The following is a 17,516-nucleotide window of genomic DNA, read 5'->3' on the forward strand; positions in this document are numbered from 1 at the left end:
CTTCTGCTTGAGCAGTCTCTGTCAAAGAAGCAAGTTCCTCCATCGAGTACTGGAACCGCTGGTCGCTTTCTTCAATTTGACATCCGACGAGCAAGGCTTTTTCTATAATTTTTTCTTCCAAATAAAATCCTTCTTTCCTTTTATATTTGCTATTTTTCATCATATCAAAAACGAATTATAAAGACTATGTTTAACCTTTCTAAAATTGTGATAAAAAAGGGTTGCAAAACGAAATTTGCGTGTTAAAATCAATATGTTTGATTGAGATTCAGACCAACAGCCATGCACAGTTTCTTTAACGGATTAACGCACTAACACAACACAGAACCAAACCTTTGCGTTAATGTGTTAAAGAAATTCAGGAATTGACAGCAAAGGGGGAACAGATATGACTTGGGAAGTTCTTAGTATCGTCGGCACAGTCGCATTTGCCGTTTCCGGAGCGATCGTCGCAATGGAAGAAGAGTATGACATTTTAGGCGTTTACATCTTGGGTATCGTTACTGCATTCGGAGGAGGAGCAATCAGAAACCTCTTGATCGGTGTCCCTGTTTCAGCTTTATGGGAACAAGGTTTTTTATTCCAAATTGCCCTGCTTTCCATCACAGCAGTATTTCTATTCCCGAATAACCTGCTCCGCCATTGGCGCCGCTGGGGCAACTTCTTTGATGCCATCGGATTATCAGCATTTGCCATTCAGGGTGCCCTTTATGCATCTGATATGAATCATCCGATCAGCGCAATCATCGTAGCAGCCGTGTTGACAGGAAGCGGAGGCGGAATCATCCGTGATTTGCTTGCCGGAAGAAAACCTTTGGTGCTGAGATCCGAGATTTACGCCGTTTGGGCCGTACTATGCGGTGCTGCCATCGGACTAAAGCTGGTCACAGAAGCCTGGGAACTGTATACTCTATTCCTTCTGACTACTTCATTAAGAGTATTATCCTATTCTTATAAATGGAGACTGCCGAACAGAAATCTTAAAGCGTTTCAATAATCAAAGAAACTTGGACCTCTAGGGGTTCAAGTTTTTTGTTTGGCATGGAAATGCAACCGGTAGCCTGTGCCCGTCGCAGTATTGTATAGGTTTATCAGCGATTCTCAAGAGTTTTCAGCGATTTTTCGTATTTATCGGCGATTCTCAAATTTTATCAGCGATTTTTCAATATTATCGGCGATTGAGTCAATATATGTAAAAGCACCTGCAATCCTGCAGGTGCCTCCTCTTCATCATGATAAACTGTTTACACCGTCACAAACGGTGTTCAAAAGGAACTCCAAATCTTCCAGCTCAATATTCAAAGGCGGGGAAATTGTCAGTACATTGTTAAAGCCTGCTACAGTCGCCCCATTTTTACCGATCAATACTCCTTTGGACTTGCAATATCCTATCACCTTATTCACTTGATCTACCGGCAAAGGCTCTCTCGTCGCTTTATCCGATACGAGCTCAATCCCAATCAAAAGACCTTTTCCTCGTACATTTCCTACAACTTTATGCTGCTGAAGCTTGGATTGGAGGGTGTTGAGCGCTTTCTCTCCTAGTTCCGCTGAGCGTTCAAACAGCTTTTCGTTCTCCATGATTTCAATATTTTTCATCGCCAATGCACATGCAGCCGGGTTTCCGCCGAATGTATTGATGTGCCGGAAATAATCGTACTCTTCGCTCCCCTTAAACGCCTCATAGATTTCGCGTTTGACTGCTGTAGCCGAGAGCGGAAGATAGGCACTTGTAATTCCCTTAGCCATGGTGATGATATCCGGCTTCACATCATAGTTCATAAAACCGAATGGCTTTCCGGTACGTCCGAACCCGCAAATGACTTCATCCACAATCAGCAGTGCTCCATGTTTGTCACAAACTTCCTTGGCCGCTTTCATGTATCCTTCCTGGGGAACCAAGACACCTCCGCCAGTGATGATCGGTTCCATGATCATCGCAGCAACGGTTTCGCTTAATTCCCAAGTCATTGCCTGGTCGATTGCTTTTACCCCAGGCAGATTAAGAGAATCCCCTTCAGTGACTTCATCCCTGTAGGAGTCAGGAGGAGGAACATGAATAAACCCAGGTGCCAATGGTTCATATTTATATTTCCTTTGTGCCTGACCGGTGGCAGCCAAAGCTCCCATGGAATTACCATGGTAGGCCCTGTAACGGGAAATGATTTTGTATCTGCTTCCTTCCCCTTTTTGCTGATGATACTGCCGGGCAATTTTGAAAGCAGTCTCATTCGCCTCAGACCCGCTGTTGGAGAAAAAGATAACGTACTCATCCCCAAGCATCTTGTTCAACTTTTCAGCCAGTTGAATGGCCGGCTGATGGCTTTGTGTCAGCGGAAAGTATGCCATCTTCTTCAGCTGCTCGTAGGCTGCTTCCGCGAGCTCCTGACGTCCGTACCCAACATTGACACACCACAGGCCTGCCATTCCATCCAAGTATTTATCCCCGTTATGATCGGTTACCCACGACCCTTTCGACTCCTCAACCACCATCGTTCCGGATGGATTGTACGGTTTCATAGAATGCCAGATGAATTGTTCATCCTGTGATAACAGATTCTCTTGCGACTGTCCTGTTTTCACCAAGGAGACTCCCCCTTTTCCTTCATTTATAAGGAACTGCCCTCAAATCATTTTTCCGTGTAATAATATGAAACAGTGTAGTCCGCTAGAAATCTTAGTTGTTTAAAAATCGAAACGGGAGGTAATCATTTTCTTTCTTGTAAAGAAGTTCACGCCGTCTTTGCCGTTCACATGCATATCTCCGTAAAAGGAATCCTTCCAACCGGAGAAGGGGAAGAAGGCCATTGTTGCCGGTACTCCGACATTGATGCCCAGCATTCCGGCATCCGCTTCTTCTCTGAATTGTCTTACCGCTTTTGCATCTTTCGTGTAAATCGTTGCTCCGTTTCCGAAGCGGGATTGACGGATGTATTCCAGTCCTTCATCCAAGTCCTTGGCACGAAGCAGACTCAGTACCGGTGCGAACATTTCTTCCCTGGCAATGGTCATGGCTGGTGTCACATGGTCAAAAATCGTTGCCCCCAGGAAATTTCCTTCTTTAAAATCATCCATTTCTTTTCGACCGTCCCGAATGAGAGACGCGCCTTCTTCCAATCCTTTTTCAATATACTTGAGCGTTCTTTCGCGATTCTCTTGGCGGATAACAGGGGTCAGAAGCACTTCATCATCCATTCCATTTCCAATACCTAATTCATCCGCCTTCTTATTCAAAGCCTGAACAAATTGTTCGTTGTCACCCACTACGACGACAGCACTGCACGCCATGCAGCGCTGGCCGGCACTTCCAAATGCTGAGCTGATAATGTGTTCTGCGGCTTTATTGTAGTCGGCATCCGGCATAACAACATGATGGTTCTTCGCACCAGACAACGCCTGCACTCTTTTCCCCTGTGAAGCTGCCTGCTCGTATACATACTTTGCAACCGGCTGGGACCCGACAAAGGAAATTGCAGCGATGTCTTTGTGTTCCAGGAGACCGTTAACCACATCATGGGCGCCATGGACAACGTTGAGCACACCGTCAGGAACTCCCGCTTCTGTAAATAGCTCCGCAAGCCTGTTTGCAAGAATCGGTGTTCTTTCTGACGGTTTCAAAACAAATGTATTTCCGCAGGCAACAGCCAATGGGAACATCCATAACGGAACCATCATCGGGAAGTTAAACGGAGTGATTCCCCCCACCACGCCAAGCGGATAACGAAACATCTCTGAATCAATGTCCTCAGCAATGCCACTTAACGTTTCCCCCATCATCAAGGTAGGCGCACCACATGCAAACTCAACACATTCCAGTCCACGCTGCACCTCACCATACGCCTCTTTATAGGATTTACCATTTTCCTGAACGACCAATTTCGCAAGCTCTTCATGATTCTCAGATATTAATGCATGATATTTGTAAAGATAACGAGCTCGCTTCGGCACCGGAACGTTTCTCCAAGTCTTCGACGCTTTTTTCGCAGCACTTACTGCTCGATCAACATCCTCTTTGGTGGAAATAGGAACTCTGGCAAGCTCTTTATTCGTGGCTGGATTCACGACCTCCAACGTTTGAGAACTCAAGGATTCGACCCATTTACCATCGATATAATTTTTTAACACGGCTACTTCTTCTTTGATCACTGACATATATATCCTCCCTTAAACCCGATATAAATTTATGAAACTATATTTTCATTATGAAAGAAATTGACAAGGCTTTCATTAGACATTGTGTAAAATAACCCGGTATGTCCTTTTAACATTTTGGTTTTCCTGTTTTCTGCAGAATAGTCACTTTTAAACTAGTTAACTGACTCTGCCCTCGATATTTTCAATGGATTTATATAATCATGAGCATGGAGAAGGAACTCTATGGCAACCCGCTTTTCCGGCTGCATGAAATCTTCGCCAATCAGTTCATCTATCTTTTTCAGGCGATGATACAATGTCTGCCTGACGATAAAGAGGCGTGTGGCCGTCTCCTGCTTGGACCCCTGGCAGCCCAGATAAACCTTTAACGTATGAAGGAGGCTGCCTGCATGATCCTTGTCATACTTCAGGATCGGCTCAAGATATTCATCAACCATTTCCTGCAGGTTCATATTTTGTTGGACAATGGAAATTAACCTGTACAAATGGAGGTCATCGTAAAAATGAAACCTTTTTGAGCCACAATCTTTGGAGCGGTATAACAAGCTTTCATTTGCCGATTGATAACTCTTGTGGATATCCTTGATTTCTTCCTGATATTTACCGGCTGCAAAGTGGATGTCCTTTGCCTTTTGGAAGAATTCTGTTTCCAGTATCTTTTCAAATGCATCGGATATTCGTGTTTTCCATGTTTTGCTTGATCGGTTATCAAGTAAAATGAAAATGAGGTTATCTCCCTCTTTTTCAGCCAGTACCTTGTATCCCTGTTGTTCAAAAATACTTCTTGCAATCAGGTTAAAATACGTTAAGTCCAATTGTTCCTTTTCTTTTACTTTCTGAAGCTGACAGATACAAACGACTCCACCCGTAATTCTTTCACCCAGGTCAGATAAATAGCTTGATAGTTTGTCCCCTGTTTGTTCCCCTTTTAACCAAGCCATGAGCCATCTGGATTCATCGAGACGTTTTTTTTCATTAAAATATAACTCTCTCATCAGATATTGAGCCAAGGCGGTCGAGGTCCTGTCTAAAAGCAGGAGTTCATATTCACTAAAAGGGAAATCAGTTCGGTAGATTAGCAGTTCTGCATACTCCTGCTCAAACAGAAGGACCTTCTTGGAGACAAAAAGCGGATGTTCCTCATTTGAATATCCCTCATACATCTTCTGCAAATGCTTCTCTTCAGAACGCCGCTTCCTTGGATAGATTTCTAACTCATGGTCTTTTAGTTTAAGCAGCACAGGAACTCCAAGTTCTGTATACAACACATCAAGGAGCTCCTTGAAATGATTGACGTTCAATAGCTTCTGATTTAATTTCTGCCCAAATTTATCAAGCTGCTTAATCATGCTGTATTGCTGATTAATGATGATGGAGTGGATATCCTGGGTGATGCTGACAAAAGGTACTTCTTCCTCGAAAACAATGATGGGAAAATCATTTTCTTCAGCACATTTCAAGACGGAAGCCGGTATTACCGATATGTTGGTATCAAGCTCAATGCAAATGGCTGAAGCCTCACACTCTATCAATTGCTGTAATAAAGACAGAAACGCCTGTTCCTCTTTCAATGCCAAACCCGTGGTAAGAATCAGTTCACTTCCATTAAGAAGATTCTTGATCGTCGGGACTTCCACGACGTGCACCCACCTGACCTGGCGGTGAATCCCCTTATGTCCCGCAATGACTTTTGAGTGTTCAAAATGTTTTCTCTTAAGAATATCTTCAACTGAAAAATAATAATTACTTTTCATCCGATTCTCCTTTAGATATTGATGGGAGAAAATAGTGAAAAAGGATTGGCAAAACCAATCCTTACTCTTCGATATGGGGAATCGTGAAATACACCTCTTCATTCCATCCATCTGAAAAATGATCAGCAGTTAAGAACTTCATCACCCATTCAACCAATTCTTCAGTTGTTTTGAAGAAGTCGTGCTGTTCTTCCAACACTTCAAAACCACCCTGTTCGGAATTGTTCAGGTCTTCCATCCAACTCCCCCCTTTTTACTCAGCCTTGTATCAATAAATTTGAAAAATACTTGCGGGCATTCGCTGTTTTTACATGAAGAGTCATGCTTTTCTTCTCCGCAGCATTCGAGAACAATACAAATGCACCGCTTAAATTTTCGCTTACCTTCTCAATCATATATCCTTGTTGTATCAAGTAGTCTATTTTATCTCTTTCGCTTAAGAATTCTTGATATTCCGACATAGAGACACCCTTCCATTCGAGAATCTGACTTCTTTACTGCTTTTTACAAGGCTCTTTTTTCGTCGTAGTAATTGTTGTAATATGGATAGGAAAGTTGATTTCCACTGCAGGTGCGTGACTCCGCGGGGCGGGCGGTGAGCCTCCTCGGCTTCGCCTCCGGGGTTACGTTCCAGTGGGTACGTAACCTTGGTCTCACCTGTCATCAAAAGTGGAAGCGCCCCGTTCAGGCCCGACAGGCAAATGTTCCTGAGAGAAAAAAGGTGACCTTTCCTTTTATTCTCTCAGGGTTATTTGACCCCGAGGGGCTGGGCGCTGGAACTAGACGTCCCGCTAGTCCCGCAGGAGGTCACACACCTTCCGCTCCAATCAACAACTCGTAAATAGAACCAAAAAGTTATAGTGAAAAGCAAAAACCTTTTAGAAAACAGTTCTATATTTTTACTGCCTGGCAGCTATTGTTAATACCACGCCAGCCACTAAACTTACACAACCAACCTCGCACATATCAAGGGCCATTGAGAGGGTCCTCTATCAAACTCCCTTAACAGCCGGGATTTCTTCCACTACCGTTTCAGGTTCCACTTCAATCTCCCAATCCCGTCCTACAGAGATGCCTAAATACAGATCATCACTTGGGTTTAAAAGCTCGGATTGTTCATATTTTTTGAACCACCAGAATTTGGCGAGCACATAATAACATACGGCCCCTATACCGAAACCGACGAGGAATGAGAAATTCGGAACGAAATATGAAGCGACTCCCCCCAGGATCCAGGAGATGAAACCTGCCAAATTAATGCCATTCATGTACTTAAATTGGCCATTTTCTTCGTAGAGGTCAGGCACATTCACCCTGCGCTTCCTGATAAAATAGTAATCCGAAACGAGAATCCCGACGATGGCCGATAAGATTCCCCCGACAAACAGAAGGACCGGAATGATGACACCAAACAAGTTCCATGGCTGAACTATGGTTCCGCAAATCCCGGCCGTGATAACACCAGCCCAGAACGGAAACTTCGGCCCGCCGACATTCGAAAAGATCGTCGCTGCAGGGACAATGTTAGCAGCAATGTTGGTAGACCATTGTGCCAATACAATCATTAACAGAAGGATTCCAAGAATCAAGCCACTCGCCGCTTCCTGAAGGGCAACGACCGGGTCATAATTCAACACCGCGATATAGGATACTGCCCCGATAAGCACCATGAATGCCTGTGTGATCGGAAGTGCAACCAAGTTTCCGATGATGGAACTGCGGTTTCGCTTAATAAAACTCTTCTCATTTTTTGGTGCTTTCATGAACCTTGAAATGGAAGGAATATCTGCTGCAAGCGTAGCCCAGAATCCCATATTACTGAAAATGACCACCAGGAAAGCTGTAAAAGCTGCTCCACCTGTAACCGGACTTTCCACCCAGCTCCAAATATCTCTTCCCTGTGCCGCAGCTGAATCAGATAAAGATGAGTACATCCAGACAGAAATTAAAATGATGACCGGTGCAGCAAGATCGGCGAATCTTTCTACTGCTTTTATTCCCAGCGCCGTATTGACCAACTGCAGTACCGCAAAAATCAAGAAACAGACAAACCAATTATCAAAGCCAAATAAAATATTGAGGATCCCGTTCATGGCAGTGGCACCAAAGAATGTGTTGATTCCAAACCACATTGAGGCAGCCAGTCCGCGGGTCACGGAAGGAATATGAGTACCGATTGTTCCGAACGGGGCCCTCATATAAACCGGAAAAGAGAGACCGTGCTCAACACCTATGTCCCCTGTCAACGTAATAAAGAACCCGATGGCGAGAGATCCGATGATTGTGGCCAATACAACCATTGGCAGTGGAAGGGACATGACTCCCGCTCCCCCTATGGCAAAAGTGGCAAGCACCACGACCATCCCTACCCACATAAACGAATAGCCAAGTTTTGTTACCTTTCTTTCACTTTCCTTAATCGGCAATAAATCCGGTGACTTCAAGTAGCTTTTTTTCACATTGAACACTCCCCTATTTGTTTGCTTCGAATGGCAAAACCTAACTTTCAAGAGAGGCAAAGGAACTGGAAGTCGTCAACTTCCGGTTCCCCTTGCAGGAGCTGTTCTGGAATTCAGCTTTAATTAGGATAGAATGTCAGGACTTAGTGGATTGCAGCGTCTCGCTCTCTTCCAATTGATAACCGTATTTCGCTCTTTTTACATATTTTCCTTTCCCCAGCTTGCCGACGAACTGTTTATCTTTTACTACATATTCTCCCCGCGATAACACAGAAACCGGCTCACCCTTTACCTTCATTCCTTCAAAAGGATTGTAATCTGCTGCCATGTGATGGGTTTCGGCTGAAATGACTCTCTCTGCATTCGGATCAAAGATGACAAGATCAGCGTCCGCCCCAACGGCAATGGTGCCTTTTTTAGGGTAAAGCCCAAAGAGTTTTGCGCTTCGTGTCGACATGATGTCGACAAACTGGTTTAATGAAATCCTTCCTTTTTCCACTCCTTCTGAAAACAATATAGATACACGGTCCTCAATAATCGGGCCGCCATTCGGAATTTTAGTAAAATCACCTTTCCCCAAATCCTTTTGTCCATTAAAATCGAAGGAACACTGGTCGGAACCTAATGTCTGCAGTTGTCCGCTCTTCAACGCATTCCACAGGACATCCTGATTCCATTTTTCACGAAGCGGAGGTGACCACACATACTTCGCTCCCTCGAAGTTTGGTCTTTCAAGGTAAGATTGGTCCAGTACCAAATACTGCGGACATGTTTCTCCCCATACATTGAGCCCCTTACTGCGTGCCGAAGCGATTTGTTTAACTGCTTCCGAACACGAGACATGTACCACATAAAGCTGAGAGTCAGCTAAACCTGTTAGTTTCGCCGCTCTCCCTGTCGCTTCCCCTTCAAGCTCCGGAGGTCTCGTCAACGCATGATAAATCGGATCCGTGTTGCCCTCTTTTAAGGCTTTTTCTGTCAAGAATTCAATGACATCACCGTTTTCCGCATGCACCATGACCAATGCGCCCAATTCTTTGGCGGCGACCAATGTTCTAAAAAGGGTTTCATCATCTGCCTGAAAGACATTTTTATAGGCCATGAAAACTTTAAAGGATGTGATTCCTTCTCTATCAATGACTTCCGGCAGCTGCTCCATGACCTCTTCATTGATCTCGCCGATCATTAAATGAAAACTATAATCAATAACGGCTTTTTCCCTCGATTTGGCGTGCCACGTATCGATTGCGTTTTGCAGGGGTTCCCCTTTATTCGTTAAACAAAAATCGATCACTGTTGTGGTACCGCCAAAAGCCGCCGCAATGGTGCCGGTTTCAAAATCATCCTTTGACACCGTGCCCCCAAAAGGCATCTCCAAATGGGTATGCGGATCAACCCCACCTGGGAACACATATTTCCCCTCCGCATTTACAACTTCCGTATCTTCCCCGCTTAGGTCGAAATTTTTTCCTATTGCAGCAATCCTTCCATCTTCCACAAGAATATCTGCTTTATACGTATCAGTTGCCGTAACGATTGTTCCGTTTTGAATGACTTTTTTCATAACTCAACCTCCACCTTTATTTCACCGTATCAATACTGCAATCAGCGACTCTTCCTACTGCCGCCTGGCGTTCGTTCCATGTCATCGGCATATGGCCGCTAGGCACTTCGATCATATCGATCGCTCCATCAACCGGACAGACGATCGAACATAAATTACAACCAACACAGTCTTCTTCCCTTACCTTTAAATAGCTGTTTCCTGACGAATCCTTCAACATATCGATGCACTGATGGGATGTATCTTCGCATGCAATATGGCACTTGTTGCAGTTGATACAGACATCATTGTTGATTTTGGCCACTACACTGTAATTTAAATCGAGATTTCCCCAATCAGAATATTTAGGAACTGATTTCCCAACGATATCCTGAACTGATGCGATCCCTTTTTCATCAAGGTAATTATTTAACCCATCAATCATATCTTCCACTATCCGGAAGCCATGGTGCATGGCCGCTGTACATACCTGCACACCGGAAGCTCCCATCAGAATGAATTCAACAGCATCCTGCCAATTGGATACTCCTCCCATACCAGAGATCGGCACATTGACTCGCGGGTTCCTCGCGCACTCTGCCACCATATTCAGGGATATCGGTTTAACGGCAGGACCACAGTAACCGCCATGTGCACCTTTGCCTGCAACATGTGGAATTGTGTTCCATGAATCAAGGTCAACACCTGCAAGACTATTAATCGTATTGATCATACTGACAGCATCGGCACCACCCTGTACTGCCGCTTCCGCTGTGACAGTGATGTCTGTAATATTCGGCGTCAGTTTGACAATCACAGGGGTTTTCGCGACCTCTTTTGCCCAATATGTCTGTTTCTCCACCAGTTCAGGAACTTGCCCGGAGGCAGCTCCCATCCCCCGTTCAGCCATTCCATGAGGACAGCCAAAATTCAATTCCAGCCCATCGACTCCAACGGCTTCAACTTTCTTGACAATTTCGTGCCACTTCTCCTGTTTGGGTTCAACCATTAAGGAAGCGATGATCGCATGGTTGGGGAAGCGCTTCTTCGTTTCATATATTTCCTTCAGGTTCACCTCTAAAGGACGATCCGTGATGAGCTCGATATTGTTAAAGCCAGCTACCCTTTGTCCGTTAAAACTTACAGCTGCAAACCTGGAAGAAACATTGATGATCGGCTCGCCCAAGGTCTTCCATACAGCTCCGCCCCATCCCGCTTCAAAAGCCCGCTGCACCTGATATCCCGAATTTGTCGGTGGAGCTGATGCTAACCAGAATGGATTCGGTGATTTAATTCCTGCTAAATCAATATTTAAATTTGCCATGAAATTCCCCCCTCGGTAAACGATTAATTCAATTGGACTTTTGTGAGCTGCTTATGAAGATGGTGAGCTGTTTGTTTTCCTTGTTCTGCAGCCGTAACCACCATTGCTTCTCCAACTCCTTTGCCGAACACAATATCTCCACAAGCAAAAACCTTCGGGTTGGAAGTCTGGAAAGTTTCCCTGTTCACCTGCACAACGCCGTCTCTATGATCCAGGTCAAATTGATCGATCAGTGACTGATGTCTTGTCTGACCGATCGCTTTGATGACAGCATCTACTGGCAAAATGAATTCAGATCCCTTAACAGGAACCGGCCTTCTTCGTCCATCTTCACCCGGCTCGCCCAACTCCATTTTGATGCACTCAATCCCTGTCACCTTGCCTTCATCATTACCAATGATTCTCTTAGGAGCTGTAAGCCAGCGGAACTCAACTCCGTCCTGTTTGGCAAACTCATACTCGAAGTCATATGCAGTCATTTCTTCTTGAGTACGACGGTAAAGAATCTTTACATTTTCCGCCCCGAGACGTACAGAACAGGTGGCACCGTCAATCGCAGTATTACCGGCACCAATGACCACGACTTTCTTTCCGATATAATCTTTAGAAATTTCTCCGCTCTTGGTTGCTTTAACAAACTCAATGGCATCATGGACCCCTTCTAAATCTTCTCCATCAATCCTAAGGTTCGGTACATGGGCCATCCCGGCTGCGAGGATAATAAAGTCATGCTTATTGACCAATTCTTCTGCGGAAACATCCCTTCCGACTCTTGTGTTCGTCTTGATTTCCACATTCAATTTCTTAACTTGATCTACTTCCCAAAATGAAACAGATTGAGGAAGGCGGAACGACACAATTCCATAAGTGTTCAATCCTCCTGCCTCCTTTTCAGCTTCATATATCGTTACTTCATAACCAAATCTGGCAAGCTCCCTTGCAGCAGATAAACCGGCCGGACCTCCGCCAATGATCCCGACAGTTTTCCCATTTGGTTCTCCCGCTTCAAATAAGACCTCTTCATTATGTCTGGCCCAATCTGTCGCATAACGCTGCAGATCCCCTATCATAATCGGTTTGGTAGAGTGATTGAGTACACAAGCTCCTTCACACAGCTCATCAGTAGGACAAACTCTTGAACAGCTTGCTCCTACAGGATTTGAAAGCATGATAGTCTTGGCAGAACCTTTCAAATTTCCTGAGGCGATTTTCTTAATAAATGAAGGTATATCGATTCCTGTTGGACATGCCTGGATGCAAGGAGCATCGTAGCAATACAAACATCTGTTGGCTTCTTCCACTGCTTCTCTGCTGGATAACCCCTCATGCGCTTCCTGGAAGTTTTTCTCTAGGTTGAATAAAGATAAACTATTAGACAAACCGGCTTCCCCCTATCCGTTTGATCTCCATCTGGTTTAAAAACATTCTAGTAAACTGCTTATATCAACAAATCATGGCTGACAGTTATAACTGTCTAAAGCAGCTTATAATCGTCAGCCTGATGTCATATTAAGGAAGCAGTGCAGTCATTTCACTGTATGTTTCAGGACGGCGGTCACGGTAGAACTGCCATGTATCCCGGACTTCCCTGATCAATTTCTTGTTCATTTCCCCAATCACCACTTCATCACTGTCCCTGCTCCCAACTGAGACGAAACTTCCGCGAGGATCAACAAGGTATGACTGGCCATAAAATTCACCCATATTCCAAGGACCTTCATATCCGACACGGTTAATAGCGCCCAAATAGTAGCCATTTGCTACAGCATGGGCAGGCTGTTCCAGTTTCCAGAGATACTCAGAAAGACCGGCCACAGTCGCAGAAGGATTAAATACAACTTCAGCACCTTTTAAGCCGAGAAGGCGTGCACCTTCCGGGAAATGACGGTCGTAACAAATGTAAACCCCAACTTTTGCATAGGCCGTATCAAAAACCGGATACCCAAGATTTCCTGGCTTAAAGTAATATTTCTCCCAGAATCCATATCCTTTATCTCCCACGCCGACATGAGGGATATGCTGCTTACGGTATTTACCAAGATAAGAACCGTCAGCATCAATAACCGCAGCCGTGTTGTAATATGTAGCTATACCTTCTCTTTCATAAATAGGAAGGACAATGACTACATTAAGTTCCTTAGCCAAATCTTGAAATCTCTTTGTTGTCGGGCCATTCGGAATTTCCTCTGCGGAATCATACCATTTCGGGTTTTGCTCAGAACAAAAATAAGGCCCATAAAAGATTTCCTGCAAACAGATGATTTTAGCGCCTTTTTTGGCTGCATCCTTCACCAGCTCAATATGCTTTTTAATGGCCTCTTCTTTATGAACCTCTACCGGCTCACTTCCGTCTACATCGTGAGAAGCTTGAATAAGTCCGATCTTTACCATATCTGACATCTCGATTCCCCCTAAAAGAACTAATTTATAGAAAGCGCTTTCAAATATATAACTTTATCTCCAGCGCTTATCTGAACCCTTGGTTTAACTGTCTGAATATTTTGTAATTTGCTTCATTTTAACTCGTACTCCTGGTGAAAGCATTATACATTCTGTAACATCTGATTCCTCATTGAATTGTCAATGTGTACAAACTTGCTCTCTAAGGTTGTCCCTATTTAATACCCTAGCACAGGTATTCTACGAAATTTGTAAAACAGGCTGTACAAACTATAGAAAAATTCTTCTGTTTTTCGACTAATTTCATAATATTCTGATATTTAATTTTAGTATTTTTAATATTTATGTTTGATTAAGTTGGTTTTATGCAAAAATTATTCTATTTGCATCCAGGATATCAGTAACTTAAGCAGTGCCCTGATTTTAGCTTTATGTAGGTTTAGGTTTATACGTAATCTTATTTTGCAATTTACTTACTTTTGGGCTTTTCGGGCTTTCATGAGAAACCCTGATCTTGAAAACTACTTACTTTTGGTCTCATGAAACTTTTATGGGACACTCTGATCTTGAAAACTACTTACTATTGGTCTTATAAAGCTTTTATGAGTTAGCATCACTCCACACTCTAATCACGGAGAGCTGTATCGCGTTTTAGGAAGAGTCACGGAGGTAAAGAACTAAAAGGAAGACATTCTCTTACCGGATTTCCTGTGAAGATGTCGCCATACTGCTGTTCAAGGGCAATTTCTCAACTGAATCCTAAAGAAAAACCACCCGCCTGCTCAAAACATAAAAAACTTGAACCGAAACGGCCCAAGTTTTTACACCTTAAATATTATTCAAATGTTCCCTTCACTACCGCTTGTCCTTTTTCCACCATTACTTTTCCTTTGGCAAGGACCGTATCTATCATCAAGGTCTCTTTATCAACGAGCACGATATCTGCATCTTTCCCTTCAGCGATAAACCCTTTCTGTTTTAATTTTAAAATCCTTGCCGGGTTAGAAGTAATGACTTTTATGGCAGTTGCCAAAGATATTCCCTCTTGGAGGACAGCATTACGGACAGCTTTGAACAAACTGGATACCTGGGCTACTTTAAGGCCAACAAATTCTCCGTCTCGATCAAATTCTGGCAGGCTTCCCTGACCATCAGAAGTGAAGGTTATGTTTTCTACAGGCACTCCTTCATCAAGCATGCGCTTTAAGCCTTTACCACATTCGACCTCGCCGTCTTCAAGGAATTGAGGTATTGTACTTGTTGTAAAATCAACGTATCCTCCCTTCAGCGCATACTCTATACCTTTTTCAAACAGATAAGGGTTACGGTTAATATGAGTTGGATAAAATTGTTTGATTGGAATATCTGTATTTTCAATAACGTCGTAAATCAATTTCAGGCAGTCACGGCTGTCTCCCAGATGAACATTGACCACTCCTGATTTTCCAGAAAGAATGCCTCCGAGCCGGGACTGGGAAGCAATGCGAGCAAACTCTTCAGCTGTCGGCTGTGAGAAACGGTGATCGGCAATTGCTATCTCGCCTGTGCCGATGATTTTATCTACAAGGATAATGTCGTCTTCAATTTTTCCCGTCAGTGTTCTGACAGGAACTTGATAAGAACCTGTCTGCACATAGCAGGTGATCCCCTCTTCATCGAGCCCGCGTGCTTTCGCAACCAGGCTGGCCATAGTCCGCGTAGTACCGTCCGTTCCGATAACACCGATGAGAGTTGTGATTCCCGCTAATGTCGCATCAGTCAGCTTGATTTCCGGAGTCCGGGTTTTATATCCACCTTCTCCCCCGCCGCCAAGAATGTGAACATGAGAATCAATGAAGCCTGGCAGCACCGCTAAACCTTCTGCGTTAATTACTTTTACTTTTTCTGCAAAAAACCCTTGTGGAATTTCTATTCGATCTTCAATGAAACCAAATTTATCATCGGTTATCAGAATATCTTTCTTACCTAAGTAATCCGGTGCATAGACTTCCCCATTTTGTATTAAAACAAGCATGATGCTACTCCTCTCCATAAATTGTCTTATAATTCTAATATCCCATAAACAGATCTATCTTGACAAAGATTAATAGCATTTTAACAAGACACAAAAAAACCGAACATTGATCTGTCCGGTTTTTAATCTTCAGTAGATGGAAAAATCAAATCATTGCTTCGGATGGTCATCAATTCATACCGGTCATAAGAGTTTTGCATAAGAAGCCGCATTGCCTGGGACCTAATTGATTTTTCAATTACGTTCCGTACATATCTTCCATTCGAAAATGCTGCCGGGCTAATAGCGTTTTTGACTTGTGACAAGTGGTCCCTCATCTTCCTTTCTGCATCCGTGCTTAATTCATATTCTTTTTCCGTCAGCATCCTCCTGCCAATTTCCATGAGCTGCTCAACGGAATAATCCTTGAATTGAAACACTAAAGGAAAGCGCGAGTGAAGGCCCGGGTTAAGGGTAAGAAATTGGTCCATCTCACGTGAATACCCTGCAAGGATAAGTATAAAATCGTGCTGTTTGTCTTCCATATGTTTAACAAGGGTATCGATGGCTTCTTTCCCGAAATCTTTTTCTCCTCCGCGGCCAAGTGAATATGCCTCATCCACAAACAGAATCCCGCCCATCGCTTTTTTGATGAGATCCCTTGTTTTCTGTGCAGTGTGTCCGATATACTCACCGACCAGATCCGCTCTTTCTGCTTCAATCAGATGTCCTTTTGTTAGGACGTTCATTTTATGAAACAACTTCCCTATCAGTCTGGCTACTGTCGTTTTCCCCGTACCTGGATTACCCTTGAACATCATGTGCAAGGCCTGCTTCCCCGCTTTAAGCCCCGCTTCTTCTCTCTTCTTGTTCACATATATCCAGGCATAAATTTCTTTGACCATTTTTTTCATATCTTCCATGCCGACCAATGAGGCCAATTCGGCTTCAATTTCTTTTAATTCAGCGTGTTCCTGGGGCAAAACCTTTACAGGAGCCTCCGCCTTGCTAAGCTCACGTACAGGATTTCGTTTATGTGAATTCAACACGATACTTATTTGTCCATTATTCTTCATTCTCATCGGCTGATCCATATCTTCACCTCACCATTCTATACAGTATACGTCTGGAGGTTTTTAACGGTGACAAATGCCTATTTTTACATTTAGAAAAACTCTCTTATCATCCTATTCACATGTTTAAGAATTCATTAACAAATTTTGCAATGAAGTGGGTTAAGGGTGACTATATAGTAGTCAATAAGTAAGGCAAAAGTTTATTCACCTGCGTAATGTACACTTTATAGGTGTCTTCGACCTTTACGTATCGCCCACATACAAACACACACATTATTTGTGTGTAAGAAACAATTCCACTATAAGAACTTCTCTTCAATCAAACCAAAAAAACACACCAGAACTTATCCGGTGTGTTTTATCACTTAATTTAAATTATTAGGATTCATCAAAATTAATTTGTACGTTGCGCTGTGGCGAGAAGGTTGAAATCGCATGTTTATATACCATCTGCTGCTTTCCTTCTGACTCAAAAAGAACGGTGAAATTATCGAAACCTTTGACAAGTCCGCGGATTTGGAACCCGTTCAACAAGAATACGGTAACTTGCGTGTTGTCTTTTCGTAATTGATTAAGAAATTGATCTTGGATATTAATGGCTTGTTTCATGGTAAGTCCTCCTCTTCTATCTCTACCTTTACTATTCGACTATAACCCTAGCTTTCCTGCAACAAAATCGGAAATCTCTTCAATTTTTTTGTTGTTTTCCCTTGTGTCTGTCATATCAAACCACTCTACATTCATTTTATTTCGGAACCATGTCAGCTGGCGTTTGGCGTATCTCCTGGAGTTCTGCTTCAAATTTTCAACAG

The 17,516-nt window shown here is 43.5% G+C and carries 14 protein-coding genes and 1 pseudogene; 1 reads left to right on the forward strand and 14 read right to left on the reverse strand.

The annotated features are described in order from the left end of the window. The first annotated feature begins 388 nt into the window (after positions 1–388). Positions 389–997 (forward strand): trimeric intracellular cation channel family protein, encoded by a 609-nt coding sequence (locus BSG1_RS15820; protein ID WP_006838153.1) that lies wholly within the window; start codon positions 389–391, stop codon positions 995–997. A gap of 233 nt (positions 998–1,230) precedes the next feature. On the opposite strand, the gene BSG1_RS15825 is transcribed toward BSG1_RS15820, so the two are convergent. The 14 genes and pseudogenes from BSG1_RS15825 to BSG1_RS15885 form a co-directional block, all read right to left on the reverse strand. After that, the gene (locus tag BSG1_RS15825) at positions 1,231–2,586 is read right to left on the reverse strand and encodes an aspartate aminotransferase family protein (RefSeq protein ID WP_006838154.1); all 1,356 of its coding nucleotides are present in this window, start codon (positions 2,584–2,586) and stop codon (positions 1,231–1,233) included. Positions 2,587–2,685: 99 nt separating this feature from the next. Continuing rightward, positions 2,686–4,152 (reverse strand): CoA-acylating methylmalonate-semialdehyde dehydrogenase, encoded by a 1,467-nt coding sequence (locus BSG1_RS15830; protein ID WP_006838155.1) that lies wholly within the window; start codon positions 4,150–4,152, stop codon positions 2,686–2,688. Between the two features lie 155 nt (positions 4,153–4,307). Continuing rightward, positions 4,308–5,909, reverse strand: a complete 1,602-nt coding sequence (locus BSG1_RS15835) for a PucR family transcriptional regulator (RefSeq protein WP_006838156.1) — start codon at positions 5,907–5,909, stop codon at positions 4,308–4,310. 61 nt (positions 5,910–5,970) lie between these two features. Continuing rightward, entirely contained in the window at positions 5,971–6,147 is a 177-nt protein-coding gene (locus tag BSG1_RS20960; protein WP_006838157.1) for a hypothetical protein, read from the reverse strand. A gap of 19 nt (positions 6,148–6,166) precedes the next feature. After that, the gene (locus BSG1_RS15840; RefSeq protein WP_006838158.1) at positions 6,167–6,370 is read right to left on the reverse strand and encodes a hypothetical protein; all 204 of its coding nucleotides are present in this window, start codon (positions 6,368–6,370) and stop codon (positions 6,167–6,169) included. A gap of 531 nt (positions 6,371–6,901) precedes the next feature. Then, positions 6,902–8,368 (reverse strand): NCS1 family transporter, encoded by a 1,467-nt coding sequence (locus BSG1_RS15845; RefSeq protein ID WP_044023026.1) that lies wholly within the window; start codon positions 8,366–8,368, stop codon positions 6,902–6,904. A gap of 136 nt (positions 8,369–8,504) precedes the next feature. Continuing rightward, entirely contained in the window at positions 8,505–9,932 is a 1,428-nt protein-coding gene (gene hydA, locus BSG1_RS15850) for a dihydropyrimidinase (protein ID WP_006838160.1), read from the reverse strand. A gap of 16 nt (positions 9,933–9,948) precedes the next feature. Continuing rightward, complete coding sequence (gene preA / locus BSG1_RS15855) at positions 9,949–11,235, reverse strand: NAD-dependent dihydropyrimidine dehydrogenase subunit PreA (RefSeq protein ID WP_006838161.1); 1,287 nt, start codon at positions 11,233–11,235, stop codon at positions 9,949–9,951. Between the two features lie 23 nt (positions 11,236–11,258). Next, positions 11,259–12,614, reverse strand: coding sequence for an NAD(P)-dependent oxidoreductase (locus BSG1_RS15860; protein ID WP_006838162.1), 1,356 nt, complete (start codon positions 12,612–12,614; stop codon positions 11,259–11,261). 130 nt (positions 12,615–12,744) lie between these two features. Then, on the reverse strand, positions 12,745–13,635 hold the full coding sequence (locus BSG1_RS15865) for a nitrilase-related carbon-nitrogen hydrolase (RefSeq protein WP_006838163.1): 891 nt from the start codon (positions 13,633–13,635) through the stop codon (positions 12,745–12,747). An 835-nt stretch (positions 13,636–14,470) separates the two neighbouring features. After that, positions 14,471–15,649 (reverse strand): beta-aspartyl-peptidase, encoded by a 1,179-nt coding sequence (iadA, locus tag BSG1_RS15870; RefSeq protein ID WP_006838164.1) that lies wholly within the window; start codon positions 15,647–15,649, stop codon positions 14,471–14,473. Between the two features lie 122 nt (positions 15,650–15,771). Beyond that, positions 15,772–16,722, reverse strand: coding sequence for a stage V sporulation protein K (gene spoVK / locus BSG1_RS15875; RefSeq protein ID WP_006838165.1), 951 nt, complete (start codon positions 16,720–16,722; stop codon positions 15,772–15,774). A gap of 360 nt (positions 16,723–17,082) precedes the next feature. Continuing rightward, positions 17,083–17,313 (reverse strand): RNA chaperone Hfq, encoded by a 231-nt coding sequence (hfq, locus tag BSG1_RS15880; protein ID WP_006838166.1) that lies wholly within the window; start codon positions 17,311–17,313, stop codon positions 17,083–17,085. 39 nt (positions 17,314–17,352) lie between these two features. Further along, positions 17,353–17,516 (reverse strand): annotated as a pseudogene (locus tag BSG1_RS15885) (tRNA (adenosine(37)-N6)-dimethylallyltransferase MiaA); the annotation flags it as partial.

Source organism: Bacillus sp. SG-1 (assembly GCF_000181495.1).
GTDB lineage: Bacteria > Bacillota > Bacilli > Bacillales > Bacillaceae_B > Rossellomorea.